Origin of the sequence: Gilliamella sp. B2969, from assembly GCF_026536195.1 — a bacterium.
Taxonomy (GTDB): domain Bacteria; phylum Pseudomonadota; class Gammaproteobacteria; order Enterobacterales; family Orbaceae; genus Gilliamella.
Genome location: NZ_JAFNOP010000005.1, coordinates 142,933 through 169,103 on the forward strand (window position 1 = coordinate 142,933; position 26,171 = coordinate 169,103).

The window sequence follows — 26,171 nt, forward strand, 5'->3', positions numbered from 1 at the left end:
ATAAAATTACAAAAATAACATCATAAATAACAATGAATTAATTTTAAGTAAAGATAATTAGTGATGGAAAGGGATATAAAAGTGAATCAATTAAATGTTAAAAAACTAGCAAAAATAATTTGTAAATTATTACTGTTATTACAATTTTCACCAATAGGTTATGCTTATTTAACGTCACAAACAGTGCAAATCATTCATGGTATGCGTCCATCTTTGTCTACCGAAATAGAAAATAATATCGATGATCTTGAGCTTTTCGGTTTAACTGTTGATGATCTCAATTACTACGGTAGCGAAGTCGATACTATTCCCCTGCAAACAAGTTATCCATTTAAAGATAAATTTAAAATAGCCCCAATAAAACAACCTAACGAAAACCAATATTATGATAACGATGGGGATCAACTCGATTTTTTAAGTGCTAAAGATAAAATTACTATGACTTGGTATTATACCAATGCTAAAAATCAATTAGTTGAATTTATACCTACAGCAACAGATACTTTTTGTTCCTTATCACAAAAAGGAATGTACAGTCCTTATAAAGTAAAACTGACAGCAGACTTACTTCTTTTCTCAAAATTTGGTATACCCGATGATAATGAATATCCTAACGAGACCTTTATTACGCAACCATCGAAAATGTATACTGTTTTAGAAGATACTGGATTTTGTTACGCAAAACCAGAACTAACACCATCTACAGCCGCTAATAGTGCTAAAAACCAATGGAATAAAAATTTTGGTTTTTTAATTCAATCAAATACAGATTTAGACAAAAACTTTCCAACTACGGGATTTTATGGCGCTAAGTTTGACTTACTTTTGGCCCAAAATGGGCTTGCTAATAACTATGATTGGTCGGTAAAACAAGGGAGTGAACTTGCAACGATTACCAATAATAGTGATACAGTTACGGTATATTTAAATACACCAATAGCTAGAGATTCAAAACAAGCTTGGCAATATGTCGAAGCTATGAATTCTGATGGATTTACAATTATTATAGAGGGGAAAAATAAAAACACTCATAAATCTATTAGATATGGATTCAAAATAAAAAAATGGTATGAAGCTTGGAAACAAGCTCTAGATAGCAAAGGCAATATCATTGGCGTCAGAGACACTGCCGAAGCGGTAGCTGCCGAATGTAGAGATAAGCCAGGTAACTATCGCATAACTGAACCCAAAGAATTAAGTAATGCGCCTTATGGTAATAGAGCTGGTTCTTCTGACTATACGCGTGAAATTGGTTCTTTATTTGGTGAATGGGGCGACCCTAGTCAGGATAAATATCCGGGTTCATATGGACCGGCTAAAAATCAATCTAATATTTTTAGTCGCTGGTATGTATGGGATCCAGAAGCCATTGATGCTCAAACACATCAACCGGGTACATTTTGTGATATGCACACTTATAATGCTAAATATCATTGCCGTGCAAACGAAAATGAAGATAAAAATGGTGTATGTGTTTCTATACCGCCAGGTCAAGAATGGTAAAAGTATACTTACCCTTAAACTAGATCTACTTATCCATAGGTAGATCTTATCATTCCTATAATTGCATGTTTTTATGCTCTCACCTCCCTTTTTCGCTGATTTCATTTTTTTAACTGCCCCACCCTTTTGAACATAATTATAGTTGATTTTAACTAAAAAATTTTAATTATCGCTTAATAAATACACTACATATAGTAATAAAATGATTAATAGGTACTATATATTGTATATTTTGATAAATATCAATTATCATAACTCCCACTGAAATACGGGATAAACTGGATAAAAAAATGAATAAATCAATACTCGTAACAAAACGAAATGGTAAACAAGAACCCATAAATCTAGATAAAATTCACAAAGTCATCACTTGGGCAGCCGAAGGATTAGAAAATGTTTCAGTATCACAAGTTGAATTGCGCTCACATATTCAATTCTATGACGGCATTCGCACGTCCGATATTCACGAAACAATCATAAGGGCTGCTGCCGATCTTATTTCGCAAGAAACCCCTGACTATCAATATTTAGCCGCTCGTTTAGCCATTTTTCATTTACGTAAGAAAGCTTATAATCAGTTTACACCACCGCCACTTTATGAACATGTCAAAAAGTTAGTCGACACTAAACGCTACGACAAACACTTACTTGAAGATTATACGCAAGAAGAGTTCGAAGCAATGGATAAAATAATCGATCATTGGCGCGATATGAATTTTTCTTATGCAGCGGTAAAACAACTCGAAGGTAAATACTTAGTACAAAATCGTGTAACAGGTGAAATATATGAAAGCGCACAATTTTTATATATCTTAGTTGCCGCTTGTCTTTTTGCCAATTACCCTAAAGATACACGTCTAAATTACATCAAACGCTTTTATGATGCAGTGTCAACGTTCAAGATTTCACTGCCAACGCCAATTATGGCTGGTGTTCGTACTCCTACGCGACAATTTAGTTCTTGTGTTTTAATTGAATGTGATGACAGTTTAGATTCAATCAATGCAACGGCAAGTGCCATTGTTAAATATGTTTCTCAGCGAGCAGGTATTGGTGTCAATGCGGGCCGTATTCGTGCATTAGGTAGTTCAATTCGCGGTGGTGAAGCATTCCATACGGGTTGTATTCCATTTTATAAATATTTCCAAACAGCGGTTAAATCTTGTTCCCAAGGTGGCGTACGAGGCGGTGCAGCTACGGTATTTTATCCAATTTGGCATCTAGAAGTTGAAAGTTTACTTGTATTACGTAACAACCGAGGAGTTGAGGAAAACCGGGTTCGTCATTTAGATTATGGTGTACAAATTAATAAATTAATGTATCAACGCCTTATTAAAAATGAAAATATAACACTATTTAGCCCATCAGATGTGCCTGGGCTCTACGATGCTTTTTTTGCTGATCAAGATAAATTTGAGTCTCTTTATCAGCAATATGAACAAGATGTAAATATTCGCAAACGTATCGTGAAAGCTGTCGAGTTATTTTCACTTTTGATGCAAGAACGCGCATCTACTGGTCGTATTTATATCCAAAATGTCGATCATTGTAATACGCACAGCCCATTTAACCCTGAGCTTGCCCCCGTGCATCAATCCAATTTATGTATGGAAATCGCGTTACCAACCAAGCCTCTTTATAATATTAATGATGAAAAGGGTGAAATTGCACTTTGTACTTTATCTGCATTTAATTTAGGTAAAATAGAATCACTCGATGACTTTGAAGAATTAGCAGATCTTACCGTTCGCGCGCTTGATTCTCTGCTTGATTATCAAGATTACCCTGTACCTGCCGCTCGAAATTCATCAATCAACCGTCGGACATTAGGTATTGGTGTCATCAATTATGCTTATTATTTAGCAAAACATGGCGTTAAATATTCCGACGGCAGCGCCAATAATTTAACTCATCGCACTTTCGAAGCCATGCAATACTATCTGCTTAAGGCATCTAATAATTTAGCCAAAGAAAAAGGTGCATGCCCATTATTTAATGAAACAACTTATTCTCAAGGGATTTTGCCAATCGATACCTATAAAAAAGATTTGGATAGCATTACGAAAGAACCCTTACATTATGACTGGGAATCCTTGCGAGAATCGATCAAAACTTATGGATTACGCAACTCCACATTATCAGCATTAATGCCCTCTGAAACGTCGTCACAAATTTCTAATGCCACCAATGGTATTGAACCTCCTCGCGGCTATATTAGTGTTAAAGCGTCAAAGGATGGCATTTTAAAGCAAGTGGTACCGGATTATAACGACTTAAAAAACTTTTACGAATTACTTTGGCAAATACCAAATAATACGGGTTATTTACACTTAGTTGGTATCATGCAGAAATTTATTGATCAGTCTATTTCAGCTAATACTAATTACGATCCGACTAAATTCCCTAATGATAAAGTTCCAATGAAACAGCTATTAGCAGATTTATTGACAGCCTATAAATTTGGGGTAAAAACACTTTATTATCATAATACACGTGATGGTGCCGAAGATATTCAAGGTGATATAGCGCTAACAGCAAGTGATGATGGTTGTGAAGGCGGAGCTTGCAAAATTTAAGCAACATTCGATGTTACGCAGTAATATCTAAAAAATAGTTTTAGAGAAACTTAAACCTTTCTCTAAAAATTCTTCCTCGTCTTTTGCAGTCGCGAAAGGTCGCGGTAAAAGCAACAAAAACCCGTTAGGAGTTCTTTTATGAGTATGAATTACAGTACCTTTTCGCATGTACATAATGACCAACTTAAAGAGCCAATGTTTCTCGGCCAACCTGTTAACGTTGCCCGTTATGATCAGCAAAAATATGAAATGTTTGAAAAACTGATCGAAAAACAACTGTCTTTCTTCTGGCGTCCTGAGGAAGTCGATATTTCACAAGATCGTATCGATTATGCAGCATTACCTGAACACGAAAAGCATATTTTTATCAGTAATTTGAAATATCAAACTTTACTCGATTCAATCCAAGGACGTAGCCCTAACGTTGCTTTACTGCCTCTTATTTCTATTCCGGAACTCGAAACTTGGGTTGAAACTTGGTCATTTTCTGAAACGATACATTCACGTTCATACACACACATTATTCGTAATATTGTTAACGATCCCTCTGTCGTATTTGATGATATTGTCACCAATAAAGAAATTCAAAAACGAGCAGGCGATATTGCTGGTTATTATGATGATCTTATCAGCTATGCTAGCTACTATAATTTATTGGGTGAAGGCAAGCATAACGTTAACGATCGAACCATAACCATCGATCTGCGCGAACTCAAAAGACGACTCTACTTATGTTTAATGAGTGTTAATGCGCTTGAAGCCATTCGCTTTTATGTTAGCTTCGCGTGTTCATTTGCCTTTGCTGAACGCGAATTGATGGAAGGTAATGCAAAAATAATCAAACTTATTGCACGTGATGAAGCGCTTCACTTAACCGGTACTCAATTCATGATAAATACATTACGTAGCGGCGAAGATGACCCCGAAATGGCAGAAATTGCTAAAGAGTGCGAACAAGATTGTTATGATTTATTCTTGCAAGCTGCCAATCAAGAAAAAGAGTGGGCCGAATACCTATTTGAAGGTGGATCCATGATTGGATTAAATAAAGACATTTTATGCCAATATGTTGAATATATTACCAATATTCGTATGCAAGCTGTTGGCCTAAAATTACCGTACGAAGTTAAATCCAATCCGATTCCTTGGATAAATAACTGGTTAGTGTCTGACAATGTCCAAGTTGCTCCACAAGAAGCGGAAATGAGTTCTTACCTAGTGGGACAAATTGACTCAGAAATTAATGAAGATGATTTAAGTGATTTCTCATTATAATCAAACGCGTCAATCCGCATTTTCTATTCACCAAAGGAACAAGCGCTTGTTCCTTTTTTTATACATTAACAATGTCAATCATTATATCGATCAACCGTTGCTTGACAGTTATCTAAAATCGGGTAAGGATATTAGCATTACATTGTTTTGATTTGATATAATCGCTATGGCTGAAGCAAATCTTTGTTATCCTATCTCACCGCTTAATTTTAACGATGAGCAAATAAATACTCACTATATAAAACAGCAACTTGAAGAATTTCAAAACTGGTCTGTTTGCCAATTTAAACAACATGTTGACATTGATATATTAGTGCATTTACGGAGTCAATTTATTGATGATTTGCTCAAAAGACTCTGGCAGTACTACCAAATTCCCGAGCAAGTGTCTTCACTGTTTAAGCAAAACCGTCTAGCCTTAATTGCCGTAGGTGGATATGGTCGTGCAGAACTTCATCCTTTATCGGATATCGATATTTTAATATTAAGTGATAGATCACTGACAAAAGATCTTGAAAAACGAATTGGTGATTTAGTTCGCTTGCTATGGGATTTACATTTGGATATTGGTCATAGTGTTAGAACGTTAAAAACATGTTTGCAAGAAGCTAAAAACGATATCACCATTATGACCAATTTAATTGAATCGAGATTAATATGTGGTAACGCTTCATTATTAAAAGAGCTGCAAAAACAGATTTTTAGTCATAAAATTTGGCCTTCAGCGGCTTTCTATCAGGCTAAAGTTAAAGAGCAACAAGAACGACATCGGCAATATCATAGTACCAGCTATAATCTAGAACCGGATTTAAAAAATAGCCCAGGCGGTTTACGCGATATGCAAATTATTCAATGGATTGCTATTCGTCATTTTGGTGGTGAGTTTTTAAAAAAAATAGCTGATTTTGATTATTTAACGCCAGAAGATATTGAAGAGTTTAAAACCTGTCGCAAGTTCCTTTGGCGTATGCGTTTTGCTCTTCATAGCGTGATTAATCGTTATGACAATCGCTTGCTGTTTGATCGCCAGCTCAGTATTGCTAATATGCTTGGCTACCAAGGTCAAGGTAATACACCTGTTGAAAAAATGATGCATGATTATTATCGTGTCGCACATAATATTACCGAACTTAATCAAATGTTATTACAACTGTTTGATGAATCGATACTTGAACTTAATGCTCAAAGTAAAACCTATAGTATTGATGAATATTTTCAGGCAAGAGATGACTTGATTGATGTAAAAGACAATAATTTGTTCAAACAAGATCCTGTCATGATTATACAGCTTTTTTACACCATCTTGCTTAATCCCCAAATCACAGGGCTATACTCAAACACAATTAGGCAATTACGTTCAGCACGGCGACAGTTAACCACTTTGCTATGTGAAGATGAAAAAGCAAGATCATTATTTTTAGAAATAATTAAACACCCAGATGCAATTAAAAAGGCTATATTACTGATGCATCAATATGGTATTTTAACGGTCTATATTCCCGGTTGGAAACACATTGCAGGTATGATGCAATTTGATCTATTCCATGCCTATACAGTTGATGAACATACTATTCGCTTGCTACTTGAACTTGATAGTTTTAAAACTCAAGCCAGTAAAGAAAAACACCCGAACAGTTCAAACGTTTTCGCCAAACTATCAAAACCTGAATTATTAGTCATTACTGGATTATTTCATGATATCGGTAAAGGTCACCATGGTGATCATTCTGAAATAGGGGCAAAACTGGTTGAAAAATTTTGCCAACTACATAAACTTGATCCAAAAGATACCGACTTAATTGTGTGGCTAGTTCGCTATCATTTACTTATGTCAGTCACAGCCCAAAGTCGTGATCTACAAGATCCTGCCGTTATTAATGAATTTATTCAAATTGTTAAAAGTGAGCGCCGTTTACAATATTTATTATGTTTAACCGTTGCTGATGTGTGCGCAACTAACGAAACACTCTGGAACAGTTGGAAGCAAAGTTTAATGCGTGAACTATATTTAACCGCAAAACGATCATTCGACTCAGGTGCTCATCATATCCCTGAACAACGAAGTATTGCTCGCCAACACAAACATGAAGCATTCGAAACCTTGCTTAAACAACATTACGATGAACAAAAAATCAAAGATTTGTGGCAAGATTACCGTGTTGACTATTTTCTGCGCTATACAACTGAACAGATTGTTTGGCATGCGCAAATGCTATTACAGCATGATTTAACTCAAACATTTGTAGCAATCAACCCAGATCCGTATCACGGTGGCAGCGAGATAATTATTTATTCACCGGATAGACCTTACCTATTTGCCACTGTTTGCAATATTTTAAATAATCATAACCTGAGCATTCATGATGCATTAATTATTACCAATAAGAAAGGTTTTGCCCTCGATACATTTATTGTATTAGAACCAAATGGGCAAACATTACAACCAGACAGGCATTACAGTATTATAAAATCACTTGAAAAAGCTTTACAACAACCGGTTTATAAAGGGGTGACAATAAAACCGCCTAAGCAGCGATTGCGTTCATTTTCAGTGCCCACACAAGTCAATTTTTTATCTGCCTTTAATGAAAGCCAGACTTATATGGAGCTAATTGCATTAGATAGGCCGGGGTTACTTGCCTGTGTCGGTGAAGTATTTGCAAAACTAGAGTTATCATTAAGTAGCGCAAAAATCGCAACTATCGGTGAGCATATTGAAGATTTATTTATTTTGAAAGATAAACACAACAATGCACTTGATGATAATACTTGTAATATATTACGAAATTCGATAGTAAATACTATTGATTCGATGAATTAATTAACCAATTTGAAGATATCGTTTATGCAATTTTTTATTATTTTATTTCCAATCTTCTGTATTTTTGTTGTAGGATTTATTGCACAAAAAGCACTAAAATTTGATGTAGCCAATTTATCAAAAATGTCGCTTTATGTGCTTTCTCCTTTTTTATCATTTAAAACGTTTTATACTCACACCTTAACAACAGACTATCTATTTTATATTGTCTATATTTTTGGCTTATGTTTTTTATTAGTTAGTGTTGTCTCAATTTGGTCGTTGATCATGCGTTATTCAGTCAAAGAACGTTGCGCCATGATTCTTAGTTCTTGTTTTATGAATAATGGTAATTATGGTACGCCGGTACTACTGGTTTTTTTTGGAACAATAGGCTTTGATCTTGGTGTTATTATGATGGTATTACAACAATTTGTAATGAGTACCGTTGGTATCTACTATGCAGCAAAAGGCAGTGCTCGTAGCGATATTGTCAGTCAAAAAGATGTCATCAATAAAGTCATTCGCATGCCTGTAGCTTATGGTGCTTTTTTGGGTATTATTTTCCAGTTGTGCCACATTCCTTTATCAAAATCCATTATGACATCCATTGGCATGATTGGTGATTCATCAATTGTGATTATTATGATAATTTTAGGTATGCAATTAGCTAAAATTCGGATTAAGCAACTCGATTACCCTAAACTCTCATTTTCGCTATTAACCCGTATGGTTATTTCACCACTTGTCGCTTGTTGTTTGGTCTACTTTATGCCTATTTCACCGGTTTATAAACAAGTACTGATTGTGTTAGCCGCAATGCCAAGTGCAGCTAATACCACTTTAATGTCAGTCCAGTTTGATACGCATCCTGAGTTAGTTTCGAGTGCGACCCTAGTCAGTACATTATTAAGTTTAATCACATTACCGACTGTATTATGGCTAGTAGGCGCACCCGTACCTTTTTAACAAATAGTTTTTTACTTTTAAAAAGAGCATATCTGGATAAATTAAAAGCCATTATTGTTATACACATCATCAGGATTAGGTCCCGTGCGTAATTTTTGATTTAAGCAATTGATTTTTCTCATCTCGTCAGAGGTAAGTTCAAAATCAAAAATATTAATATTTTCAGCAATTCGATCCGGATGCGCTGATTTTGGGATCACAATATAACCATTTTGTAAGTGCCAACGTAAGGCAACTTGTGATAAAGACTTATTATAACGATCGCCTATTGCAACTAATACCGGTTCATTGAGTATTTTACTGTGAGCAAGTGGCGACCATGCTTCAATTGCAATATTTTGCTTACGTAAGTAGCGCACTAAGTCTATTTGTGTTAAGTAGGGATGAATTTCTATTTGATTAATCATAGGCTGAATATTTGCTTGGCTAGCCAGTAGTTCTAAATGTGAGATATGAAAATTACACACACCAATGGCTCGAACACGTTTTTCTTCATAGAGCTTTTCAATTGCTCGCCACGTTTCAAAAAAAGTATGATGAAGCGGCCAATGCACTAAAAACAGATCAAGATAATCAAGTTGTAAATCTTTTAGCGATTGTTCAAAACTTGCTAACGTTTTTTTGTAACCTTGATTGGCATTGCTCACTTTTGAAGTCATAAATAATTCACTGCGATCGATACCACATTGTTTAATCGCCTGACCGATTTGTTTTTCGTTTTGGTAAAGTTGCGCGGTATCAAAAGAGCGATAGCCTACTTTAATAGCGGTTTTAATTGCTTGAGATATTTGTTCAAATTCAGTTAATTTAAAAGTACCAAGACCAAGTTGTGGCATTACTATATTGTTACTTAAAGTAATTTTATTATCGATAGTTATTGTCATCACAAACCCCTTCCATACTATTTAACACATTAAACAGCGGTACAGTTAGTCATCACCACTCCACTCTTTTTCAAACTGATTAATAAATTGTACTAAAAATTGATGTCGTTGCTTTGCGATCTTTTTTGCCGTTTGTGTATTCATCATTCCTTTGAGTAAAAGAAGTTTCTCATAAAAATGATTAATTACCGTATTAGGTTGCTTATAACTCTCTTCAGTCATCGACATTCTTGGCAAAATCGTAGGATCATGCATGATGTTATGTTTATTACCACCATAATAGAATGTACGCCCTATTCCTATTGCGCCAATGGCATCAAGTCGATCGGCATCTTGTACAATCTTACCTTCGAGGGATAATGGTTTTTTATCACTCAGGTTTTTCCGATAGGACATATTTTCGATAATAGAAAAAATAGAGGTAATTTCATGTTCTGTCAAATCCTGCAATGCTAAAAAAGCACGTAATTCATCAACCGCTAATTCTACATTAGACACTACTTTTTCATCAATTACATCATGTAAATAAGCACTTAAAACAACAATAAAATAATTAGCATTGGGTTCATTGAGTAAGATTTTTTGTGCCAATTTAACTACGCGTTCAATATGTGCCATATCATGACCTGAAAAATCATGGGCAAGCTTTTGTTCTACAAAAATTTTTACGGCTTGCATAGCACGTTGTTGATGTTTAGTTAGCGGTGAATCTTTCATCATTTAAACCTTTTTTTATTTTGCTTAATTAGGACTAATACAAGCAACTTTAGCTTTATCTGTCCAATAATCAATCATCCCTATGTTAGAGTGCACTTGCAAATAATAAGTTTTACCACCCTCTTGGAAGCTATTTGCGCTCCAATAAACAGCGCCGGAAATAAAATGGCTTTCAGGATAATAATAGTTGTTTGTCTCGCCCCATTGAGAAAACAGTCCTCCATCGATCCGGCGTTGATAGTGACGACCTAACCCGGGTAATCCCCCCGTCCAAATTGTATTATAATTTGCATTAGTTAATTGCAGTAAAGTCGGTATTTGATAACCCAAATTATCACAATATTGTTTTGCTTGGTCAAAAAGCATACTGGTATTTTCAGCCTGAACAATAAACCATTTTTGTATAGTAAAAGCATAAATTTTATTGGTTTTAGCTTTATCTTTATATAAGATAAAGGTCGTAGCAACAGCAGCTTTAGCTGCTTGTGCTGCATCAGCGCTACTTGTCGGTCCAGTTAATTGAATTTTGGCTTTAGAACCATTACCAGTGATGGTTAAATTAATTGCTGAATCTGCGGGTATTTTATCAAAGCTCATATCTGGTGCTGAACTATCAAGTAAATTCAGATAAAAAAACAAACCATTCTCACCCATAGTTGGAAAATTTAATTCTGGATGCGTTAAAGATTGCCGTTTAAAACCTTTAGCATCATCCCACTCATTTTCTGGTCCTGAATAGTCCGTTCCGCCCCAACTGTTGCCTTTGCTGTCATTGACTGATAAATTTGGCTCCGCTGAATAAGTACAGGCACCATTAGGCGGAGAAAAATAGTAAGTGGTACTATTTGCGTCAAATGCAACCGTATTTGGCTGACCATATTTAGTAGATAATGTGCCATTCATATGATTCAACGTAAAACTATAAGGAGCATAACAATCAGTTAACTCATTATCCAAAGCAACAGACTTACCGTTAGCATCTTGAATGGATAACATAAGATCCCCTGTTGCTGTGATATCACCATCACCATCTTGATCAAACCAAAAACCGTTAGTCGCAAATACCTCAGTTAAAGAAACGGATGTTTGGTTTTCAGGAATTAAGGTTTTAAAATCTTTGGCGCTGATCGATTCCCCATTTAATTGTATGGGTACTTGCTTTGATGAAGTGTTGGTTGCTTTTGTAAATTTTCGCCCATCAGGTAAAGTGATAGATAAAAGATTATCGGTATAAAATGAGCGCGTCTTACCCCCATCGAAAGAGATATAAGGAGCCGAACCTTGTATGGTATTTGTTGTTTCGACCGCTTCAACATAAGGTAAACCCGCATTCACACTGTAACAAACAATGCCAAGACAAGCTATTATCATTTTTGATATCAATAAAGCTAAACTTGATTTTATCGCTGCTAAGTCACGCATTTCAATCAACCGAGTTATTTTAAACAATACATATGGTTTCATCACTAATTGTCGCAATACGTTAATTAGGACTGATACAAACCAGACTACCATATCCCCTTTTTTGAATTTGTCCCATATTTGAATAAACTTGCAAATCATTGCTGGTCAAGTAAATTTCATTAGGGTAAATGTCAGCTTGCGGATAAGAATTTAGATGAATTTCGCCCCACTCAGCAAACAATCCACCACCAATACGGCGTTGATAATTATTGCCTTGCCCGGCCAAACCACCATCCCAATAACTCGAAGAATCTTTTGAATTGGCATTGGTCAATTGTGATACTGTCGGTAATTGATAACCTAAATCACGACAATACTGTTTTGCTGCTTCATCAAAATTTTCCGGACGAGTTTTTTTAGCAATAAACCATTTTTTAATGGTAAAACTATATAGCTTTTGGGTTTTCGCCTTATCGGCATAAAGAATAAAGGTGGTGGCAACTGCTGCTTTACTTGCATCTTGCAAACTGGCGCCGTCAGCCGGACCGGTTAAAGTGATTTTTGCTTGATTACCTTTGCTGGTAATCTCTAAGTCAATGCCGGAATCGGCAGGTATTTTAGTAAAGCTCATATTACTGGCTGAATCAGCTAAATCCATGGTAAACAATAGCCCATTAGCGGCCATAGTTGGAAAGTTCAATTCTGGATTATCAAAAGATTGTTGTCTGAATCCTTTGGCATCATCCCACATGCCTTGCGGTCCTGAATAATTCGAACCTGACCAAGTTTTATGGGTATCGCTGACGAATAAATTGGGTTTTGCCGATAAAGAGCAAGCACCCGGTGCCGGATTCAGGTAGTAAATCATATCAGTGTAGTTCAATGAAAAATGGTTAGGATCGCCATATTTAGTGGTGACATCACTCCCATCATGCATTAGCCTAAAGCTATAAGGCGCTTCACAATCGTTTAATTCATCATCCAAACTAAGCACTTGGTTATTAGCATTTTTTACAATCAATTGAAAATGACCGGTCGCCGTTATTTCACCATCACCATCGACATCAAACCAATAAGGACCAGAGTTGAGCACATCGGTCATGCTTTGTTGAGCAGTGATATCCCTGTTTTGATCTGAGCTATCTGCTGTTTGATTGTAAGGGATGATCGTTTTAATATCTTTAACTTTTGTTGGTGCACCGGTTAATTGAATCGGATTAGTGGTGGAGGAAACGTTATTTGAGTAATTAAATTCTCTGCCGTCAGGTAAAGTAATGACGAATAAATCATAAGTGGTATAAGCACGGCTTTTACCACCATCAAAAGTAAGATAGGGAGCCGAACCTTGTATGGTATTTACAGTCTTAACAGCTTGAACTACGGGTAATGCACTAAAAACATTAAAACTGAATAAACCCCAAAAAAACAGCACTATGGATAGTCGAATTAAATAAAATCGAGTCCTTATTGTTCGCAATAAATAAAAAATGATAGGAATGAACAAACCACAATATTTTTTTTTAGCAAAACGTTGCCAGCTTGGCGATCGAAGTCTATTTAAATTACCTATCTCTGTTTTCATAATAAAACAACTTATTAAATAATTATTGATAACAACAAAACAACAACTAAATGCCTTTTTACGAATAAACTATCAGTGATAACGCTTAAATTACTTTAGCTAATTTGCAACTAAGGTTAAAAGTAAACTAACTATAAAGCAATACATATTATCCCAAAAGTAATATTTATTAACCCATAATGATTTTTGTTAAAAACTCATATCAACTAAATAAAAATAATCAATTAAACAAGTTGCTCAGTAATAATTAATGTTTTTTTTATATTTTTTTTATTTTGGGATGATTGTTTTCAACAAACTTGAAAGGTAGAATGCGCAAATCAAAAATTTATAAAGCAAATATCGGAGTTGCTCACGTGAAAATATCAGCGCGTAAAGTTTTGCCTTGGCAATTGATAGAATACTTCACTCGCTATCGCCAATTCCTAGCTTTATTATTTGGATTATCCATCTTTTTTATTGCTTTGATTGTTTGCTGGCATCTATTAAAAGAAATTAATCTTGATGATTTAAAATTAGCCGTTCACCAACTCTCACCGCAAGCTATTTTATTTGCTTGTTTATCGGCTATTGGTAGCTATTTAATGTTAATTTGCTATGAATGGTCAGCCGCGCGTTATGCAGGCGTAAATCTAAAGCCTTCTATTATTGTTTTAGGTGGAATTTGTGCTTCAGCTATTGGTAATGCAATAGGTTTATCGGCGTTATCAGGGGGCGCAGTTCGTTGTCGTTTATACTTCAAATATGGACTAACAACGATTGATGTGGCAAGAATGTCGATTTTTGTTACACTCTCTTTAGGCTTTACGCTACCATTACTGGCAGCAGCGGCGGCATTAATTCATCCACATAATGCTATGGTTGCTTTGCACTTATCTGAAAATGGCGTGATATTGATAGCAAGCATGCTATTTTGTTTTTATGTTGGATTATTTATTTTCTTATACTGCAATCGTTTATCGGACAGGCCTAATAAAGATACTCGCTTATTTAAAATTGCAAGATGGTCTATTCGTTTACCAAACTTACGTTTGGCTTCAAGCCAATTTATTATTACCTTCTTTGATGCTGTCTTAGCAGGGGCTATCCTTTACTTTCTATTACCTTCTCATCCAAATTTTATTACCTTTATTATGATTTACATTTTAGCATTAGTTGCTGGTGTATTAAGTCATGTACCAGGAGGGGTAGGCGTATTTGAAGCAATTATGCTCGCTGCATTTTCATCTCAAATTGGTGCAGCATCTTTAACTGTCGCATTAGTCATTTATCGTATTATTTATATTTTAATCCCGCTTATCCCTGCTGGTATTTTGCTGTTAATCAATGAAGGAAAGCATTATTTAACTTCATCACAAGTCAAGCAAACTGAAACGGGAATTGCGGCTTCTATCATGGCTGCTGCGGTATTTTTTGCCGGTGTAGTGATGATGTTTTCTAGCATCATTCCTGGTTTTAATCATCGTTTTGTTGATGAATTTATTCCGAATAAAATTATCAATATAGCTCATCTAAGTGCGAGTTTGATTGGCGTTTTATGTTTATTACTTGCAATGGGTTTACGCCGACGTCTTTATTCAGCGTGGGCAATTACCGTTGTTTTACTCTTGATTGGTAGCCTCTGCTCGGTGTTAAGAGGCCTACATTGGATAGAAGCCATAACGTTATTAGTTATTGCAATATTACTCATTAATTTTAGGCATGCTTTTTATCGAAAAAGCCGACTTAGTGTTATCCCCTTTTCTTTCAAATCTTTTGCCATCTGTTTTTGTCTGATTGCGCTTTTTGTTTGGCTTATTTTATTTATTTATCAAGATGTACCCTATAGCCAAGATCTATGGTGGCAGTTTGAATTAGATAGCCGAGTACCACGAGCATTACGTGCAGCCTTAGGCAGTTTTATTTTGTTAAGTTCGATTATGTTAATTTGGTTATTCAGACCAGCGTTACCAATTTTAACTAAACCAGAAACAGAACAACTTAATAAAGCTTATCAAATCATTTTAAATTCAAAACAGCCTGAAGGCGGCTTAGCAATGAGTGGAGATAAATCACTCTTGTTCAACCAAGAACAAACCGCCTTTATTATGTATGCAAGACGCGGCCGAAGTATGGTTGCCTTATTTGACCCGATTGGTGATATTGCTGATAGAGCTGACTTAATTTGGTCATTTCGTGATCTGTGTGATGAACACCATCTTCGCCCTGTTTTTTATCAAGTCAAAGCAGCTAATTTACCTTTTTATATGGATATTGGTTTACGTACAGTAAAACTTGGTGAAGAAGCATTAGTCAATTTAAAAATCTTTGATTTAACATCAAAAGGTTATAAAGATCTTCGTTATACTTGGAATCGAGGGCAACGTGATGGACTATCACTCAAATTTTATCCACCAGGAACAGCGCCGCTTGATGAACTAAAAGCGGTTTCGGATGCTTGGCTTAAAAATAAACATTCAAAGGAAAAAAGATTTTCATTAGGGTCTTTTTCTAAGCAATATCTGGATAATTTTACGATAGCAGTCATTGAATACCAAGGACGCATCATTGCTTTTGTTAATTTACTCGAGACCGATCAACACTATTCGGCCAGTATCGATTTAATGCGGGTCATACAAGATATTCCCAAATTAACGATGGAATTTTTAATGGTGGGCTTAATTTTGCATTATCAAGAAAGAGGGTTTAAGTACTTTAGTCTAGGTATGGTACCCTTGGCTGGTATGCAAAGGCGACGCGGCGCCCCATTAATTCAAAGGCTAGGTGCACTCGTGTTTAGACGAGGTGGACGTTTTTATAACTTTCAAGGTTTACGTCGCTTTAAAGAAAAGTTTGCAACGCATTGGGAGCCGCGTTATATGGCCGTTCCCGCTGGGCTTGATCCATTAGTTGCTTTAATTGATACTACTATGCTTATTTCTGGTGGTATTACAGGTTTAAAAAAGAATAAAAATAATTAATATGAAAAAATTTATACGCTATGCTTTATTATTTATTACGCTATTAATACTGATTATACTCGGCTGGTATTTTATAAAAAATCAAGAAAGTGCATCAGTTAAGACCGTAACAATCAATAATGAGTATTCCATTCTATCAGCAGCCCCAAAACGCTCAGCTGAAGCAGCCGCAATTATTGTTGCTACACCCAAAAATCATTTTACTGAACAACAATTGTTAGACTTGTCAGAAAAAATGGGCGCTAAACTTGTCCAGTTTGAATTAAAGCCCTCTGCCAGTTGTAGTGAGCAGCAAGCACGTTTTAAACAAGCTAAAAAAATTCTCAAAGAAAAGAATTTTGCTGTCGCAGGCATGGAAGAAGGTGCAGCCTTTGCTTATAGATGGTTAACAGAACAACAAAGTGATGACGCCAAAGCATTATCAATTGAATTTACCTTAGATCACAAAGATTGCGATGCACCATTACCGGCACAAGCCAGCCATGGTAGTTGGCAAGTGATTTGGAATAATCCACCGGATGATGATGTTGCTGTTTTTCCTCGGGAACAAAAAAATATTCATGTTACAACGTCAATCGGTGAATACCAAGCTTCGCCAACTGAACTACTGAGTTTACACTTATCATCTATTTTATTTGGTGAGCATGAACAATTACCTGTTATAGAATTACCCGCCAGAAGCAAAGAGATCCACCCTAAAACCATTACACTTTATTATTCTGGTGATGGTGGTTGGCGTGATCTTGATAAAGTTTCGGCTGAATATATGGCTTTGCATGGGTATGCGGTAGTTGGCGTCGATGCATTAAAACTGTTTTGGCAGCATCGTTCAGTTGAACGTAGCGCGAAAGATTTGAGCTATTTAATGCAACAATATCGAGACAAATGGGGAACAACTCAATTCGTTTTAGCTGGTTACTCTTTTGGTGGGGATATTTTACCTGCACTCTATAACCGACTATCACCGCAAGATCAAAAAAGTGTCCAAGCGCTAGTTATGATAGCTTTTTCAAAAGATGCTAATTTTGAAATTGAAGTCAGTGGATGGCTAGGACAATCGGGTGACGAAATGAAAACCGCACCAGAAGTTGCACAGATTCCAGCCAATAAACTATTTTGCATCTATGGAGAGGAAGAAAAAGAGGATACCGGCTGTCTACAGCCTGAAATGAAAGGTGAAGCATTTCAATTGCCTGGTGGGCATCATTTTGATGAAAATTATGAACATCTTGGTCAAATCATTATGGATGCTATTGATAAGCGAGTACAATAATTAACAATAAAGGGGCAATAGCCCCTTTTGAATATAACTCATAGAGTTAAGTCATCGCTTTTTAATTTTTATTCTACCTTCAGACAATAACACACCAATAAGTGTCAGTAAGGTGCCGAATGCAGCAATTAAAGTAAACGGTTCATGTAAAATCATAACCGCAGCAAGAATGGTCAAAATTGGCAATAAATACAGATAAATACTAATTTTAACAGCGCCAACTAATTTCACTGCATAATTCCAAGATACAAAACAAATTGCTGATGCGCCAACACCCAAAAATAGTATATTAAGTAAATTAGTCATTTGGCTAAACCGTTCTAACCCAAACTTAAAGTCAAAAATAGATAAAGCCGGTATCATCAGTAGTAAGCCATAAAAGAAAAAACGCCTAGTCAATAAAATGGTATTGTAACCATAATTACTGCTTTTTTTGGTTAAAATAGAATAGCAAGCCCAAAATAAACAAGCTGCAACAGCAAGAATATCACCTAAAGGATTAAGAGAAAGCACATATTTACCATTAAAGCTAATCAATGCAACCCCAAAAATAGCAAACAAACAACCAATATAAAAACGTCGAGGTGGCCTTTCTGTTTTTAAAAAGAATATCGATAAAAACGCTGTAAATACGGGAGCTAAGGTCGTGATAACCCCAACATTCGAGGCATTGGTATAAGTTAACGCTATATTTTCACATAGAAAGTAACATGTTACTCCGCAAAATCCAGCACATAAAAACATTAATTCTCGCTTAATACCCTGCCAAACTAACAAACGCGGGGCTAAAACCCAAAGCATGACATAGCCAAGACAAAATCGATAAAACAAAATCTCAATGGGTTTAAAATTGACCAATAATACTTTTGTTGCAATAAACGTACTTCCCCAAATAAAGATTGTCATCAAGGCAATTAGGTGTCCTTGTGTTTTTTTGGTAACGAACATAAAAATCTCTCTACTTATATCAATAAAAAGCTATCAAAGTGTACATGATTATCTTAAGTTTGGTCACTTTATAATTAAGTATTAGTGGGCAGGACTTGATAGCAGAAAAAACAATACCATTTCAATAGCCGATAATGAATATTATCTTCCTACCGAGTGAAGCGCAATTTTTTTACTGTAATTTGATAGTAACAATCAATGAGAAGCTAAAATTTGAAAAGATCGTTTGACAAAAAACAACAGATAAAAAAAATCCACCCGAAAACTCGAGTGGAGGGCAAAAAATGAAAAAATGTAATCTGTAGATATAGACAAGCTAAACAACAAAAAGTTCAATTTAATTTCAAATAATTTTAGTTTTTTATGAAATAAATTAATATCTAATTGATTTATAATAAATATTTTTTTAATTTTTTAAAAAAAAATTTTTGTGTTAGTACAAAAATAAGTCAAATAATCTTACTTTTTTATCAACAATAACTTTACAGCGTTATTATGATCAGTAGCAAATCAATCAGATTATTTTCATAGTGGCTGGCAATATAAATTCTTAATGTTATTTATTTTATTTTTTGAACGATTATCGATTACTTATTCTTGTATTAACTATTTAACGGCTTTGCTTGCCTGTTACTTATTAATATTTCGATATAATTACTATACCTCATCTTTTTTTAATCAAGCTGCATTCGGTTATTATTCAAAATAAAATGTGAGTGCAAAACCATTTTTTTGCTTAAACACATCTCTAAGATTAAAATTCTTTACAAATTAACTTTTTAAGTCAATCAATTGCACAATAAAAGTGACTAGCGATATACTGGCTAAAACAATTCAAGCAGCACGTAAGGAGAGTTTATGAAAAAGAATGTTGTATTATTTAGTAAAATTCCTGCTGATCAACAAGCTAGATTAGAGCAAGCTTTTAATCTCACGCTATTTGAACGTAATCCTAATACCGATACAAAAGCCTTTATTCAAGCATTAGCAAGTGCCGACGGTATGATAGGTTCTAATATGCCAACACGCATTGATGATGAATTTTTAACCCAAACGCCAAAATTAAAAGCAGCAGCAACAATTTCGGTTGGTTACGATAACTATGATCTTAGTGCTTTAAAAAAGCATGGTGTTCGATTAATGAATACCCCGAAAGTATTGACCGAAAGCACCGCTGACCTTATTTTTACACTATTAATGGCGACCGCACGCCGAACGGTAGAGTTATCCAATCTAATTCATGATGGAAAATGGACCAAGAGCATTACACCTGAATATTTTGGCACAGATATTTATGGTAAAACCATTGGTATTTTAGGGATGGGTCGAATTGGTAAAGCGATTGCTAAACGCGCACACTGTGGCTTTGATATGAATGTCATTTACTATAACCGCTCAGCCCATCCCGATGTAGAACAAGCTTATCAAGCTAAGCGCCTAGAACTTGATGACGTGCTTAGCCAAGCAGATTTTGTGGTGATTATTCTGCCATTAACCGACCAAACCAAACGACTCATTACTAAACAAAAATTAGCTTTAATGAAACCATCAGCCATATTAATTAATGGTGCGAGAGGAGCAATTGTAGATGAGCAAGCATTAATTGAAGCATTAAAAAATAAAACGATCAAAGCTGCTGGCCTTGATGTATTTGAAGTCGAACCCCTACCAACAACTTCACCACTCATGCAGCTTGATAATGTTTTATTATCACCACATGTAGGATCAGCAACAGTTGAAACTCGCTACGCAATGGCAAAATGTGCAGTCGATAATATTATTGCCGCATTAAAAGATGAAAAACCAACCGAAAACTGGGTAAACCCCGAAGTTGGTTAACTTGTATTCCCTATTGAATTGACCTATAATGCCCCGATATTGTTTACATTAACAATTCACAATTGGGGCTGATTCTGGATTCGACGGGATTTGCGAAACCCAAGGTGCATGCCGAGGTGCGGTAGGCCTCGTAAATAAACCGCAAAAAAATAGTCGCAAACGACGAAAACTACGCACTAGCAGCTTAATAACCTGCATAGAGCCTTCTCTCCCTAGCCTCCGCTCGTAGGACGGGGATAAAGAGGAGTCAAACCCAAACGAGATCGTGTGGAAGCCTTGCTTGGGGCGGAAGCATTAAACTTAATCAAGCTAGTCTATCGGTAGCGTGTTTGTCCGCAGCAGGTAGGCGAAATTTAAAGACAAACTACGCATGTAGTACCAAGGATGTAGAGATTTCGGACGCGGGTTCAACTCCCGCCAGCTCCACCAATTCACTATTTCGTAAGATTCTTTTAAACCCACTAAAATACACCAAATCCAGTATTAATAAGCCTTTAAGCCTATTTCCTTACCCTGTAAGCATCAGTAAGATACATTTACAGCCACATTTTTTAGTTATATGATTAGTTATACGAATAACATATAACTAAAAATCGTATAACTTCTCCATTAACGGACACTCAAATAAAAACAGCCAAGCCACAGAATAAGGATTACTCTTTTATCTGACGGTAACGGATTATATCTTTTAATTAAATCTAACGGCTCTAAAATATGGCGGTTTAACTATTTCCTCCTATAAATAAAATCCGTTCATTAATCAGTTTTGGTAGTTATTCCGAAGTTTCACTACAGCAAGCACGAGAATTAATTAAGCAAGGCATAGATTCCCAAGAGTATAAAGCAGAAGAAGAACAGCGTAAGCATGAAGAAATCACCAGTACATTTAAGAAGATTGCTTCGGAGTGGTTTAAGGTCAAAAGTGGTAAAGGTCTAAGTGAAAAAACTTTAAAAGGAACTTGGAACTCATTAGAGTTACATTTATTTCCTTATATTGGTGATAAATCCATTTTTAAATTAAAAGCAAAAGACTTTATCAAAGCAATAGAGCCATTGTGAGCTAACGGTAAGTTAGAAACAATCAAAAGACTTTGTCAGCGTATTAATGAAATTATATTTTATGCAGTAAATATAGGCTTAATTGATGCTAACCCAGCAGTAAAAATAAAAGATGCCTTTGAAAATGCCATAAAAGGGCAGATGCCAACAATTAACGCACAGGATTTACCCGAATTTATGCAATCTCTTGCTATGGCTAGAATCGAATTACAGACGCGCTGTGTTATTGAATGGCAATTATTAACTATGACGCGTCCAAATGAAGCAATAGGGGCTAAATGGCAGGAAATTGATTTTGATAATTGCTTATGGATTATTCCTGCTGAAAAAATGAAAATGAGACGAGAACATACTATCACGCTCAATAAACAAGCTATGGCGATATTATCAATTATGAAGCCTATAAGTGGGTATAGAGAGAATATATTCCCAAGTATGAAACCACCTATAGCACCCCAATGAATAGCCAAACCGCTAACATGGTAATAAAACGAATGGGATACAAAGACAAGTTAGTCGCACATGGATTAAGGGCTTTAGCAAGTACAGCATTAAATGAACAAGGCTTTGACCCTAATATTATTGGAGCGGCACTTGCCGACGTCGATACTAATAGCGTCAGACGAGCCTATAACCGCGCTACTTATCTAGAACAACGGCGCATTATGCTTGATTGGTGGGGTAACTTTGTAGAGCAAGCAAGCCAAGGAAATGTCTCTCTATCAGGTAACCGCAATTTAAAGTTAGTTAATCATTAACTATATCGTGCTCCATATTTGGGTTACGCTTTCAATTATTAATCAGATCCACTCCTCAGATGTGAGGGGTGCTTTTTCAAATATCACCTTTAACATATACCAGTTATTAAACTGTTTTTTTATACTTACCTTCCAATATTTTAAAGTTTTTATTAAAAGTGTTCACTGGTATTCACATTTCAATATAATCTTGAACCTATGGTTATCAATCTGATTTATATCAATATTATTAAACACCTATTAATATAGTGATAATGAATAAATAAAATCTAAAAAAATTATTTCAATTCGCGGTTTTACATAAAAATGAGGGTGAGAGGTATAGAAAGATTAGAGTTGCTGAAATTTACCACCCGCTCACTACTTGGCTTGAAGAGTTTTTCGACACGTTAGAAACAATATTATTACTTTGATTGCATGGGGTTTGTTTTTCAAAACTACTATTCACAATAAAAATAGGTATCCACTCAAGTATCGAGTAAAAAGGCTTTAAAATAATGGATACTAGTGGAAGTCATTGCTTAAGTAAATCATTCCTTGATTATAAAAGTCAGTTATCTTCATAATGAAGATAACTATACATTTATCCGTGTAGCAAACTAAAATTATTTTTACTGACAAATATCAAGATAAATTAATGTATATTGAAAGTGTATGATTATGTAATAAGTATATTACTATCCTGAAATTGGTTAAGAAATAAATTGTTATACTTTATTGGAGCTATACTTATGCGCAAAGAATTTTATGAGTATGATCGATATGTAACCATTTTTCACTATAATAAATGGGATAAATTTTTTACACATAAAGAAGATAATTACTATCAACAAAAAGGAATTGGACTTCCTGCAAACTCAACTGATATAGAATTACCAAGCCAAGAATTACCAAAAGGACAGATATATGTTTTTGAAAATCATCAATGGATTGTAAAAGAGGATATATTCCCCAGAACTAATTTGATTGAAGAAAATTATATTTACGATAAGGAATGTTCGATAAAACAATTTCAAATTGAATCATATAGTTTTCTTCAAATGCCAAAATATGAAGAAATAGAGAGATTTACCAATCCAGAATTGCAGTCTTTAATGATTGTTAATAAGCATTTATTAATTCAGCACGAATTTATAGATATTGTAAAATTTCATGAAGAAAATATGAAAAATTTACAAAATCCATATCAACTAATTCAACAAGAACAAAATCCATTTATTCTTTATAGGTTAAAAACAGAAGGATTAATACTTTCCATTAGAAGCTTATTTGATGAGCTGGTTCAATTGACATATGTTACTTGTTATAAAAGTCTTTTCAAGGCAAGAAACAAAATTGAAGTGGATTGTATAGGAGACCTATTTTCAACTAAAAAAGATAGCATTTACCCGCTTTGTAAACAAATTATTATTGGTAATGGTATTGATTATTATGAAGATAATACTGAGTTTTTAAAAACCATTAACAACCTTTTTAATTCAATTAAGCATAGCGTTCTTCATTATGAGGCAATGTTATTATATTCAGATGCTCCTGATGTTGTTTCTTATTATAAAAAAAGTAATGATTTCTCAAAAAATGATGTTCTATTTTTTAATCACTCCTTATCTCAAATAATGTTTGGATTTCAAAATAATTTTAAAAGAGTCATTAACAATCAAAAAAAGTACTTGCTAAGTATAAAATAATTAAAAGTATAAAAAAACAGTACTATAATGTACATAATTGTATGTTAAAGTATTATTTGCGTCTAGGCTGATCCCCCGAACATTCGAACCCTAACGAACTGGCGCAAATATCTATTAGGGGCGTTCGGTCTAACAATAAGAAAAATAATATAAACCTCTCATATTTTAATAAATTGGTTTATATACCTTATAAATATCGAGATCCACCACATAATCTACCTGAATACTTTCATCATATGGATAAATATCATAGCTATAACGAGCACAAAAAACAGATATAAAATCTTGTATATCGCAATCGGCTACTACTGTCATCACTCGATATTTTAATTGACCAATAGAAGACACTTTACCAGAAAGCAATGAATCACCATAAAAACTTTCTATTTTAATTAACATATCAGCATTTTGTCTTATTTGACAATAACTACCGATTATAGATGGTAGTTGATTGAAACTCAATTTCCTTTAATTCATGATAAGAATCATAGACAATTCTATGCCATTCAGTTGTGGCGACTATTTGTTCTAAATAAACGGATGTCATCACAATTATGAAGCCGTTAAACTCACAAACGCATTAGGCTTTTGTTTTTTTAGCTTGTTATATTGAAGAATAAAATCGGCTAATTCATCATCTTCAGCATAAAAATAAGCGCTAGGTACATCAAGAACTTTTGCGAGACGTTTTACAAGAGTAAAATCAGGTGAATGAACTTCATTTTCATAAGAACTAATGCGGGAACTTGCTGATTCTTCGTCTAATCCTGCTTTCACTCCAAGTTCAGTTTGTGTCAGATCTGCATTAATTCTAGCTATTTTTAATCGCTTACCAATCATGATTATTGCTACTCATCTTATATAGTTTTGATTAATAATTATCCACTTCTTCGATTTGAATTTCGTAATGGAATGCCTTAATAAATCATGTATAACTTGAATTTTGATTTTAATTTAATCATAATTAAAGTTTTACATTAATAATTCATGTAATTGATGATTTTAGGAGGTGTTATGAATAGCAAAAAAGACTGGCATCCTGCCGATATTATTGGAGCATTGAAAAAGAAAGGAACAACGCTATCTGCGTTATCTAGACAATCTGGCTATGCACCTTCAACGCTTTCTAACGCACTTCTTCGCCCATGGACAAAAGGCGAACTGATTATTGCCAATGCATTGGGTATAGAGGCTAAACGAATTTGGCCCTCTCGTTATAGAAAGAAAATTCGGGTATTGCGAATTAAAAAATGTGAATAGAACCATCTAAAATCTATTACAGACAATACTAAAAAGTCAGGTTCAATAAAATGCACGGTTTACGGCATGCTTACAGATTGGAAATCACCGAAAGTAGAAGGACTAACTAGTAAAGAGTTAACACCAAAGCAGTAAAATTTATATCACATATATTACTGAATCAAAAAAAAGAATTAACGAATTAACTCAAAACTTCAAAGCTGTTTCATTAAAAAAATTGTTGCGTAGTGTAATGAAAATACTGAGTACCTGACTATCCAAAATGAAATAAGTATTATCAATAAATTAGAAAACGTTAACTTTAACGTTGATATTGATGTTGATAATGACCATGGTTCTTCCATTATTGATACAGCTGGAAATCTCACACCTAAAAAATTAAAGAATATTCACACTATCATCAGTCTAAAATATAAACCACCGTTAAAATTGAATGAAAACTATATTAATGTTCACTTTTTAAAAAATAGAAATTCAATTGCATGGCGGTAAGTATTTAGAAAAGGAAGATGAAGATTCCTTTTCGGAACTAGAAGAAATAAAAAAATTAGAGATATTATTTTATCAATTATAGACAATTTTAAAGATAAATTGATCGAATATGCTGATAAAGAGAATTTTTACATATAAAATCAGATCAAGTAGAAACTTATCAAAGAGAACGGGAAGCTGCGTT

17 protein-coding genes, 1 other RNA gene and 1 pseudogene are annotated in these 26,171 nt (G+C 34.7%); 12 read left to right on the plus strand and 7 right to left on the minus strand.

Translation table 11 applies throughout. The annotated features are described in order from the left end of the window. Positions 1 to 81: 81 nt before the first annotated feature. From J3U66_RS06060 to J3U66_RS06080, 5 genes are all read left to right on the plus strand, one after another. Complete coding sequence (locus J3U66_RS06060) at positions 82 to 1,503, plus strand: hypothetical protein (protein WP_267348370.1); 1,422 nt, start codon at positions 82 to 84, stop codon at positions 1,501 to 1,503. Between the two features lie 290 nt (positions 1,504 to 1,793). Next, positions 1,794 to 4,079 carry a class 1a ribonucleoside-diphosphate reductase subunit alpha gene (gene nrdA, locus J3U66_RS06065; RefSeq protein WP_267348372.1) on the plus strand — a complete coding sequence of 762 codons (2,286 nt, stop codon included), beginning with the start codon at positions 1,794 to 1,796 and terminating at the stop codon, positions 4,077 to 4,079. A 144-nt stretch (positions 4,080 to 4,223) separates the two neighbouring features. After that, positions 4,224 to 5,354 (plus strand): class Ia ribonucleoside-diphosphate reductase subunit beta, encoded by a 1,131-nt coding sequence (gene nrdB, locus J3U66_RS06070; protein ID WP_416379594.1) that lies wholly within the window; start codon positions 4,224 to 4,226, stop codon positions 5,352 to 5,354. A gap of 166 nt (positions 5,355 to 5,520) precedes the next feature. Further along, the gene (gene glnD / locus J3U66_RS06075) at positions 5,521 to 8,175 is read left to right on the plus strand and encodes a bifunctional uridylyltransferase/uridylyl-removing protein GlnD (protein ID WP_267348374.1); all 2,655 of its coding nucleotides are present in this window, start codon (positions 5,521 to 5,523) and stop codon (positions 8,173 to 8,175) included. Positions 8,176 to 8,199: 24 nt separating this feature from the next. Continuing rightward, positions 8,200 to 9,123 carry an AEC family transporter gene (locus J3U66_RS06080; protein ID WP_267333767.1) on the plus strand — a complete coding sequence of 308 codons (924 nt, stop codon included), beginning with the start codon at positions 8,200 to 8,202 and terminating at the stop codon, positions 9,121 to 9,123. A 41-nt stretch (positions 9,124 to 9,164) separates the two neighbouring features. Here J3U66_RS06080 and J3U66_RS06085 read toward each other — a convergent pair whose 3' ends face one another. The 4 genes from J3U66_RS06085 to J3U66_RS06100 all read right to left on the minus strand — a co-directional run bounded on the left by J3U66_RS06085 (position 9,165) and on the right by J3U66_RS06100 (position 13,710). After that, positions 9,165 to 10,007 (minus strand): aldo/keto reductase, encoded by an 843-nt coding sequence (locus J3U66_RS06085; RefSeq protein ID WP_267333768.1) that lies wholly within the window; start codon positions 10,005 to 10,007, stop codon positions 9,165 to 9,167. A 45-nt stretch (positions 10,008 to 10,052) separates the two neighbouring features. Next, positions 10,053 to 10,727 carry an HD domain-containing protein gene (locus J3U66_RS06090; RefSeq protein ID WP_267348376.1) on the minus strand — a complete coding sequence of 225 codons (675 nt, stop codon included), beginning with the start codon at positions 10,725 to 10,727 and terminating at the stop codon, positions 10,053 to 10,055. Positions 10,728 to 10,748: 21 nt separating this feature from the next. Further along, positions 10,749 to 12,146 carry a hypothetical protein gene (locus J3U66_RS06095; RefSeq protein ID WP_267348378.1) on the minus strand — a complete coding sequence of 466 codons (1,398 nt, stop codon included), beginning with the start codon at positions 12,144 to 12,146 and terminating at the stop codon, positions 10,749 to 10,751. A gap of 61 nt (positions 12,147 to 12,207) precedes the next feature. Then, positions 12,208 to 13,710: a hypothetical protein gene (locus J3U66_RS06100; RefSeq protein WP_267348380.1), complete on the minus strand. Its 1,503-nt coding sequence runs from the start codon at positions 13,708 to 13,710 to the stop codon at positions 12,208 to 12,210. A 311-nt stretch (positions 13,711 to 14,021) separates the two neighbouring features. Between J3U66_RS06100 and mprF the strand changes: the two genes are divergently transcribed. Together mprF and J3U66_RS06110 are read left to right on the plus strand one after the other, a co-directional pair. Next, positions 14,022 to 16,670: a bifunctional lysylphosphatidylglycerol flippase/synthetase MprF gene (gene mprF, locus J3U66_RS06105; RefSeq protein WP_416379726.1), complete on the plus strand. Its 2,649-nt coding sequence runs from the start codon at positions 14,022 to 14,024 to the stop codon at positions 16,668 to 16,670. Position 16,671: 1 nt separating this feature from the next. Next, entirely contained in the window at positions 16,672 to 17,943 is a 1,272-nt protein-coding gene (locus tag J3U66_RS06110) for a virulence factor family protein (protein ID WP_267348384.1), read from the plus strand. 51 nt (positions 17,944 to 17,994) lie between these two features. Here J3U66_RS06110 and J3U66_RS06115 read toward each other — a convergent pair whose 3' ends face one another. Further along, positions 17,995 to 18,891 carry a DMT family transporter gene (locus J3U66_RS06115; protein ID WP_267333774.1) on the minus strand — a complete coding sequence of 299 codons (897 nt, stop codon included), beginning with the start codon at positions 18,889 to 18,891 and terminating at the stop codon, positions 17,995 to 17,997. Positions 18,892 to 19,749: 858 nt separating this feature from the next. Here J3U66_RS06115 and J3U66_RS06120 point away from each other — a divergent pair. The 4 genes and pseudogenes from J3U66_RS06120 (at position 19,750) to J3U66_RS06145 (ending at position 24,235) form a co-directional block, all read left to right on the plus strand. Next, positions 19,750 to 20,730 carry a 2-hydroxyacid dehydrogenase gene (locus J3U66_RS06120; RefSeq protein WP_267348386.1) on the plus strand — a complete coding sequence of 327 codons (981 nt, stop codon included), beginning with the start codon at positions 19,750 to 19,752 and terminating at the stop codon, positions 20,728 to 20,730. Between the two features lie 64 nt (positions 20,731 to 20,794). Then, positions 20,795 to 21,159, plus strand: a transfer-messenger RNA (tmRNA) gene (gene ssrA, locus J3U66_RS06125). A 153-nt stretch (positions 21,160 to 21,312) separates the two neighbouring features. Next, positions 21,313 to 22,547, plus strand: a pseudogene (locus J3U66_RS12900) (integrase domain-containing protein). 731 nt (positions 22,548 to 23,278) lie between these two features. After that, entirely contained in the window at positions 23,279 to 24,235 is a 957-nt protein-coding gene (locus J3U66_RS06145) for a hypothetical protein (RefSeq protein ID WP_267348392.1), read from the plus strand. 165 nt (positions 24,236 to 24,400) lie between these two features. Here the strand turns inward: J3U66_RS06145 and J3U66_RS06150 are convergent, their stop codons facing one another. Both J3U66_RS06150 and J3U66_RS06155 read right to left on the minus strand, forming a co-directional pair. Next, complete coding sequence (locus J3U66_RS06150; protein ID WP_267348394.1) at positions 24,401 to 24,697, minus strand: hypothetical protein; 297 nt, start codon at positions 24,695 to 24,697, stop codon at positions 24,401 to 24,403. A gap of 90 nt (positions 24,698 to 24,787) precedes the next feature. Beyond that, a complete protein-coding gene (locus J3U66_RS06155) occupies positions 24,788 to 25,075 on the minus strand; it encodes a helix-turn-helix domain-containing protein (protein ID WP_267348396.1) in 288 nt (95 codons plus the stop codon). A gap of 174 nt (positions 25,076 to 25,249) precedes the next feature. Between J3U66_RS06155 and J3U66_RS06160 the strand changes: the two genes are divergently transcribed. Further along, entirely contained in the window at positions 25,250 to 25,495 is a 246-nt protein-coding gene (locus J3U66_RS06160) for a helix-turn-helix domain-containing protein (RefSeq protein ID WP_267348398.1), read from the plus strand. Positions 25,496 to 26,171: the final 676 nt, after the last annotated feature.

What these genes read in the sequence shown, in the direction of transcription:
- nrdA (WP_267348372.1), top strand. Translation starts at nt 1,794, where the DNA reads ATGAATAAATCAATACTCGTAACAAAACGAAATGGTAAACAAGAACCC.
- nrdB (WP_416379594.1), top strand. Translation starts at nt 4,224, where the DNA reads ATGAATTACAGTACCTTTTCGCATGTACATAATGACCAACTTAAAGAG.
- glnD (WP_267348374.1), top strand. Translation starts at nt 5,521, where the DNA reads ATGGCTGAAGCAAATCTTTGTTATCCTATCTCACCGCTTAATTTTAAC.
- J3U66_RS06080 (WP_267333767.1), top strand. Translation starts at nt 8,200, where the DNA reads ATGCAATTTTTTATTATTTTATTTCCAATCTTCTGTATTTTTGTTGTA.
- J3U66_RS06085 (WP_267333768.1), bottom strand. Translation starts at nt 10,007, where the DNA reads ATGACAATAACTATCGATAATAAAATTACTTTAAGTAACAATATAGTA.
- J3U66_RS06090 (WP_267348376.1), bottom strand. Translation starts at nt 10,727, where the DNA reads ATGATGAAAGATTCACCGCTAACTAAACATCAACAACGTGCTATGCAA.
- J3U66_RS06095 (WP_267348378.1), bottom strand. Translation starts at nt 12,146, where the DNA reads ATGCGTGACTTAGCAGCGATAAAATCAAGTTTAGCTTTATTGATATCA.
- J3U66_RS06100 (WP_267348380.1), bottom strand. Translation starts at nt 13,710, where the DNA reads ATGAAAACAGAGATAGGTAATTTAAATAGACTTCGATCGCCAAGCTGG.
- mprF (WP_416379726.1), top strand. Translation starts at nt 14,022, where the DNA reads ATGCGCAAATCAAAAATTTATAAAGCAAATATCGGAGTTGCTCACGTG.
- J3U66_RS06110 (WP_267348384.1), top strand. Translation starts at nt 16,672, where the DNA reads ATGAAAAAATTTATACGCTATGCTTTATTATTTATTACGCTATTAATA.
- J3U66_RS06115 (WP_267333774.1), bottom strand. Translation starts at nt 18,891, where the DNA reads ATGTTCGTTACCAAAAAAACACAAGGACACCTAATTGCCTTGATGACA.
- J3U66_RS06120 (WP_267348386.1), top strand. Translation starts at nt 19,750, where the DNA reads ATGAAAAAGAATGTTGTATTATTTAGTAAAATTCCTGCTGATCAACAA.
- J3U66_RS06145 (WP_267348392.1), top strand. Translation starts at nt 23,279, where the DNA reads ATGCGCAAAGAATTTTATGAGTATGATCGATATGTAACCATTTTTCAC.
- J3U66_RS06155 (WP_267348396.1), bottom strand. Translation starts at nt 25,075, where the DNA reads ATGATTGGTAAGCGATTAAAAATAGCTAGAATTAATGCAGATCTGACA.
- J3U66_RS06160 (WP_267348398.1), top strand. Translation starts at nt 25,250, where the DNA reads ATGAATAGCAAAAAAGACTGGCATCCTGCCGATATTATTGGAGCATTG.